3 rRNA genes are annotated in these 5,517 nt (G+C 56.7%); all 3 read right to left on the minus strand.

Annotation, left to right across the window (positions count from 1 at the left end):
- Positions 1–49: 49 nt before the first annotated feature.
- Positions 50–163: ribosomal RNA gene (gene rrf / locus CSR00_RS29190) — 5S ribosomal RNA — on the minus strand.
- A gap of 159 nt (positions 164–322) precedes the next feature.
- Positions 323–3,433: ribosomal RNA gene (locus CSR00_RS29195) — 23S ribosomal RNA — on the minus strand.
- A 395-nt stretch (positions 3,434–3,828) separates the two neighbouring features.
- A 16S ribosomal RNA gene (locus CSR00_RS29200) occupies positions 3,829–5,346 on the minus strand.
- The 16S, 23S and 5S rRNA genes sit together here, the layout of an rRNA operon.
- Positions 5,347–5,517 lie beyond the last annotated feature (171 nt).

Genomic DNA, 5,517 nt, shown 5'->3' on the forward strand with positions numbered 1-5,517 from the left:
CCGCAAATAGAAACGCCCCCCACGGTGTGGGGGGTGTTTCTATTTGTGTGTTCGGCGGTGTCCTACTTTTCCACCCGGGTTGGGTAGTATCATCGGCGCTGACAGGCTTAGCTTCCGGGTTCGGGATGGGACCGGGCGTTTCCCTGTCGCTATGTCCGCCGTAACTCTATTTTTTTGTGGTGCCCGGGGGTGGCGCCCTGGATGGGGCTGCCGGGCCCCCGGCTTTGTGGTGTTTTGGTGGGGGGTGTGGTGTGGATGTGTGGTGTGGTTGCGGGCGGTGTGGCTTACGTTTTTCCCGAAAACCTTTGTGGTGTTTTGGGGTTGTTGTAAGTTTTCGGCCGGTTAGTGCCAGTTCCCTGAACGCATTACTGCGTGTATAGGTCTGGTCTATCGATCCCGTGGTCTGCGGGGGGCCTTATCCCACCTAGTGGGTGAGAAACCTGGTCTTGGAAGAGGTTTCCCGCTTAGATGCTTTCAGCGGTTATCCTGTCCGAACGTGGCGATCCAGCCGTGCCCCTGGTGGGACAACTGGTAGACCAGAGGTTCGTCCGTCCCGGTCCTCTCGTACTAGGGACAGGTTTCCTCAAGTTTCTGACGCGCGCGGCGGATAGAGACCGAACTGTCTCACGACGTTCTAAACCCAGCTCGCGTGCCGCTTTAATGGGCGAACAGCCCAACCCTTGGGACCTGCTCCAGCCCCAGGATGCGACGAGCCGACATCGAGGTGCCAAACCATCCCGTCGATATGGACTCTTGGGGAAGATCAGCCTGTTATCCCCGGGGTACCTTTTATCCGTTGAGCGACACCCCTTCCACTCGGGGGTGCCGGATCACTAGTCCCGACTTTCGTCCCTGCTTGACATGTCCGTCTCACAGTCAAGCTCCCTTGTGCACTTGCACTCAACACCTGATTGCCGTCCAGGTTGAGGGAACCTTTGGGCGCCTCCGTTACATTTTAGGAGGCAACCGCCCCAGTTAAACTACCCACCAGGCACTGTCCCTGAACCGGTTTCACGGTCCGAGGTTAGAGGTCCAATACGACCAGAGTGGTATTTCAACAACGACTCCACAATTACTGGCGTAACTGCTTCACAGTCTCCCACCTATCCTACACAAACCGTATCGAACATCAATACCAAGTTGTAGTGAAGGTCCCGGGGTCTTTTCGTCCTGCCGCGCGTAACGAGCATCTTTACTCGTAGTGCAATTTCGCCGAGTCTATGGTTGAGACAGCTGAGAAGTCGTTACGCCATTCGTGCAGGTCGGAACTTACCCGACAAGGAATTTCGCTACCTTAGGATGGTTATAGTTACCACCGCCGTTTACTGGGGCTTAAATTCTCCGCTTCACCCCAAAGGGTTAACGGGTCCTCTTAACCTTCCAGCACCGGGCAGGCGTCAGTCCGTATACCTCGTCTTGCGACTTCGCACGGACCTGTGTTTTTAGTAAACAGTCGCTTCTCACTGGTTTGTGCCACCCCCCACCGCTACCGGCCGCAAAAGCCATGACGGTAGGAGGTCCCCCTTCTCCCGAAGTTACGGGGGCATTTTGCCGAGTTCCTTAACCATAGTTCACTCGTACGCCTTAGTATTCTCTACCTGACCACCTGTGTTGGTTTGGGGTACGGGCCGTGTGAACACTCGCTAGAGGCTTTTCTTGGCAGCATAGGATCACCGAATTCGCCTCACTCGGCTATGCATCACCTCTCACACACATGAACAGCGGATTTGCCTACTGTTCGTGCTACAGGTTTGCCCCAGTATTACCACTGACTGGTACGGCTACCTTCCTGCGTCACCCCGTCGCTTGACTACTACCAACGAAGGTCCCGCGCAGCCCCACAACCCCATCAACCCGAAGGTTTCCGGTGGCCGTGGTTTTGGGCGGTTAGTACCGCTGATTCATCAGGGACGCGCACACACGGGTACGGGAATATCAACCCGTTGTCCATCGACTACGCCTGTCGGCCTCGCCTTAGGTCCCGACTCACCCTGGGCGGACTGGCCTGGCCCAGGAACCCTTGGTCTTTCGGCGGGCAAGGTTCTCACTTGCCTCATCGCTACTCATGCCTGCATTCTCACTCCCACACCCTCCACCACTCGATCACTCGGCGGCTTCACCGGATGCAGGACGCTCCCCTACCCAATACTTACGTATTGCCGCGGCTTCGGCGGTGTGCTTGAGCCCCGCTACATTATCGGCGCACAATCACTTGACCAGTGAGCTATTACGCACTCTTTCAAGGGTGGCTGCTTCTAAGCCAACCTCCTGGTTGTCTTCGCGACTGCACATCCTTTTCCACTTAGCACACACTTAGGGGCCTTAGCCGGCGATCTGGGCTGTTTCCCTCTCGACGCACGGAGCTTATCCCCCGCCGTCTCACTGCCACACTTACACTTACCGGCATTCGGAGTTTGGCTGACGTCAGTAACCTAGTAGGGCCCATCGGCCATCCAGTAGCTCTACCTCCGGCAAGAAACATGCAACGCTGCACCTAAATGCATTTCGGGGAGAACCAGCTATCACGGAGTTTGATTGGCCTTTCACCCCTACCCACAACTCATCCCCTCAGTCTTCAACCTAAGTGGGTTCGGGCCTCCACGCGGTCTTACCCGCGCTTCACCCTGGCCATGGGTAGATCACTCCGCTTCGGGTCCAGAACACACCACTACACCCCCAAAGGGGATACGCCCTATTCAGACTCGCTTTCGCTACGGCTACCCCACACGGGTTAACCTCGCGACATGTCCCTGACTCGCAGGCTCATTCTTCAAAAGGCACGCCATCACCCCACACAAAAGCGAGGGCTCTGACGGATTGTAAGCGCACGGTTTCAGGTACTCTTTCACTCCCCTCCCGGGGTACTTTTCACCATTCCCTCACGGTACTAATCCGCTATCGGTCACTGAGAAGTATTCAGGCTTACCGGGTGGTCCCGGCAGATTCACAGCAGATTCCACGGGCCCGCTGCTACTCGGGAAACATTCCACGAAAGCCGCCATGTTTTCGGTTACGGGACTCTCACCCACTACGGCAGACCATCCCAGGCCACTTCACCTAACACCACGGTTTATCACTTCCGCTCCAGACGGCGGTCTGAAGAAGGAACATCCCACAACACCGCATGCACAACCCCCGCCGGGTATCACATACACACGGTTTAGCCTCCTCCGCTTTCGCTCGCCACTACTCACGGAATCACAATTGTTTTCTCTTCCTACGGGTACTGAGATGTTTCACTTCCCCGCGTTCCCCCCCGACGCCTATACATTCAGCGCCGGGTGACACGACATCACTCGTGCCGGGTTTCCCCATTCGGACATCCTCGGATCAACGCTCGGTTGACAACTCCCCGAGGCATATCGCAGCCTCCCACGTCCTTCATCGGCTCCCAGTGCCAAGGCATCCACCATGCGCCCTTAAACACTTACAACACAAAAAACCATTACAGAGAAAAAATTACACCACAACAAACACGATACAGAAAAAACTGCATCGCATCTGATGCTCGCAACCACTATCCACAAATCAAACACCACACCCCACCACCAAGCAGGGCGACAACAACCACCACCCCCGAAGGGATGGCCAACCCCCCACCCACACAAGGGACAGGGGGCCGCAGGGCCTGTTGCCTCAGGACCCAACAGTGTGTCTGGCAGCACCACATCCACCCCCCACAAAGGAAGGCCCCGCGATGTAGTCAAGTCTTGTCTGTCGTGCACCAGAACCATGCTCACTACAAGCACAGCCCATCCAACGAATCCGTCTGGGACACCGGACAATCCGCACTCTGCGGGCCGGCCCAAACATCGTGGTGCTCCTTAGAAAGGAGGTGATCCAGCCGCACCTTCCGGTACGGCTACCTTGTTACGACTTCGTCCCAATCGCCGATCCCACCTTCGACGGCTCCCTCCACAAGGGTTAGGCCACCGGCTTCGGGTGTTACCGACTTTCATGACGTGACGGGCGGTGTGTACAAGGCCCGGGAACGTATTCACCGCAGCGTTGCTGATCTGCGATTACTAGCGACTCCGACTTCACGGGGTCGAGTTGCAGACCCCGATCCGAACTGAGACCGGCTTTGAAAGGATTCGCTCCACCTCACGGCATCGCAGCCCTTTGTACCGGCCATTGTAGCATGTGTGAAGCCCTGGACATAAGGGGCATGATGACTTGACGTCATCCCCACCTTCCTCCGAGTTGACCCCGGCAGTCTCTCACGAGTCCCCACCATTACGTGCTGGCAACATGAGACAAGGGTTGCGCTCGTTGCGGGACTTAACCCAACATCTCACGACACGAGCTGACGACAGCCATGCACCACCTGCACACAGGCCACAAGGGAACCGACATCTCTGCCGACGTCCTGTGCATGTCAAACCCAGGTAAGGTTCTTCGCGTTGCATCGAATTAATCCACATGCTCCGCCGCTTGTGCGGGCCCCCGTCAATTCCTTTGAGTTTTAGCCTTGCGGCCGTACTCCCCAGGCGGGGTACTTAATGCGTTAGCTACGGCACGGATCCCAAGGAAGGAAACCCACACCTAGTACCCACCGTTTACGGCGTGGACTACCAGGGTATCTAATCCTGTTCGCTCCCCACGCTTTCGCTCCTCAGCGTCAGTTACTGCCCAGAGACCCGCCTTCGCCACCGGTGTTCCTCCTGATATCTGCGCATTCCACCGCTACACCAGGAATTCCAGTCTCCCCTGCAGTACTCCAGTCTGCCCGTATCGCCCGCACGCCCACAGTTAAGCTGTGAGTTTTCACGAACAACGCGACAAACCACCTACGAGCTCTTTACGCCCAGTAATTCCGGACAACGCTCGCACCCTACGTATTACCGCGGCTGCTGGCACGTAGTTGGCCGGTGCTTCTTCTGCGCCTACCGTCAGTTACCCTTCGTCGGCGCTGAAAGAGGTTTACAACCCGAAGGCCGTCATCCCTCACGCGGCGTCGCTGCATCAGGCTTGCGCCCATTGTGCAATATTCCCCACTGCTGCCTCCCGTAGGAGTCTGGGCCGTATCTCAGTCCCAGTGTGGCCGGACACCCTCTCAGGCCGGCTACCCGTCGTCGCCTTGGTAGGCCATCACCCCACCAACAAGCTGATAGGCCGCGGGCCCATCCCACACCGCAAAAGCTTTCCACCCCAGACCATGCAGCCCGGAGTCCTATTCGGTATTAGACCCAGTTTCCCAGGCTTATCCCAAAGTGCAGGGCAGATCACCCACGTGTTACTCACCCGTTCGCCACTCGTGTACCCCGAAGGGCCTTACCGTTCGACTTGCATGTGTTAAGCACGCCGCCAGCGTTCGTCCTGAGCCAGGATCAAACTCTCCAAACAAAAACCCCCGGACAACCCGGGCAGAATCCAATTAGAGAAAATCTGACCTAACAAAAACGACACCAAAAACTGGCATCAAAAAACCACACCCCAACACGGGGAGTCAGAGCATGGCAAAAAAACAACAAACAAAAACCACCAAACACACTATTGAGTTCTCAAACAACACGC

It is taken from the genome of Mycolicibacterium palauense, from assembly GCF_002592005.1.
In the GTDB taxonomy this organism is placed as follows: domain Bacteria; phylum Actinomycetota; class Actinomycetes; order Mycobacteriales; family Mycobacteriaceae; genus Mycobacterium; species Mycobacterium palauense.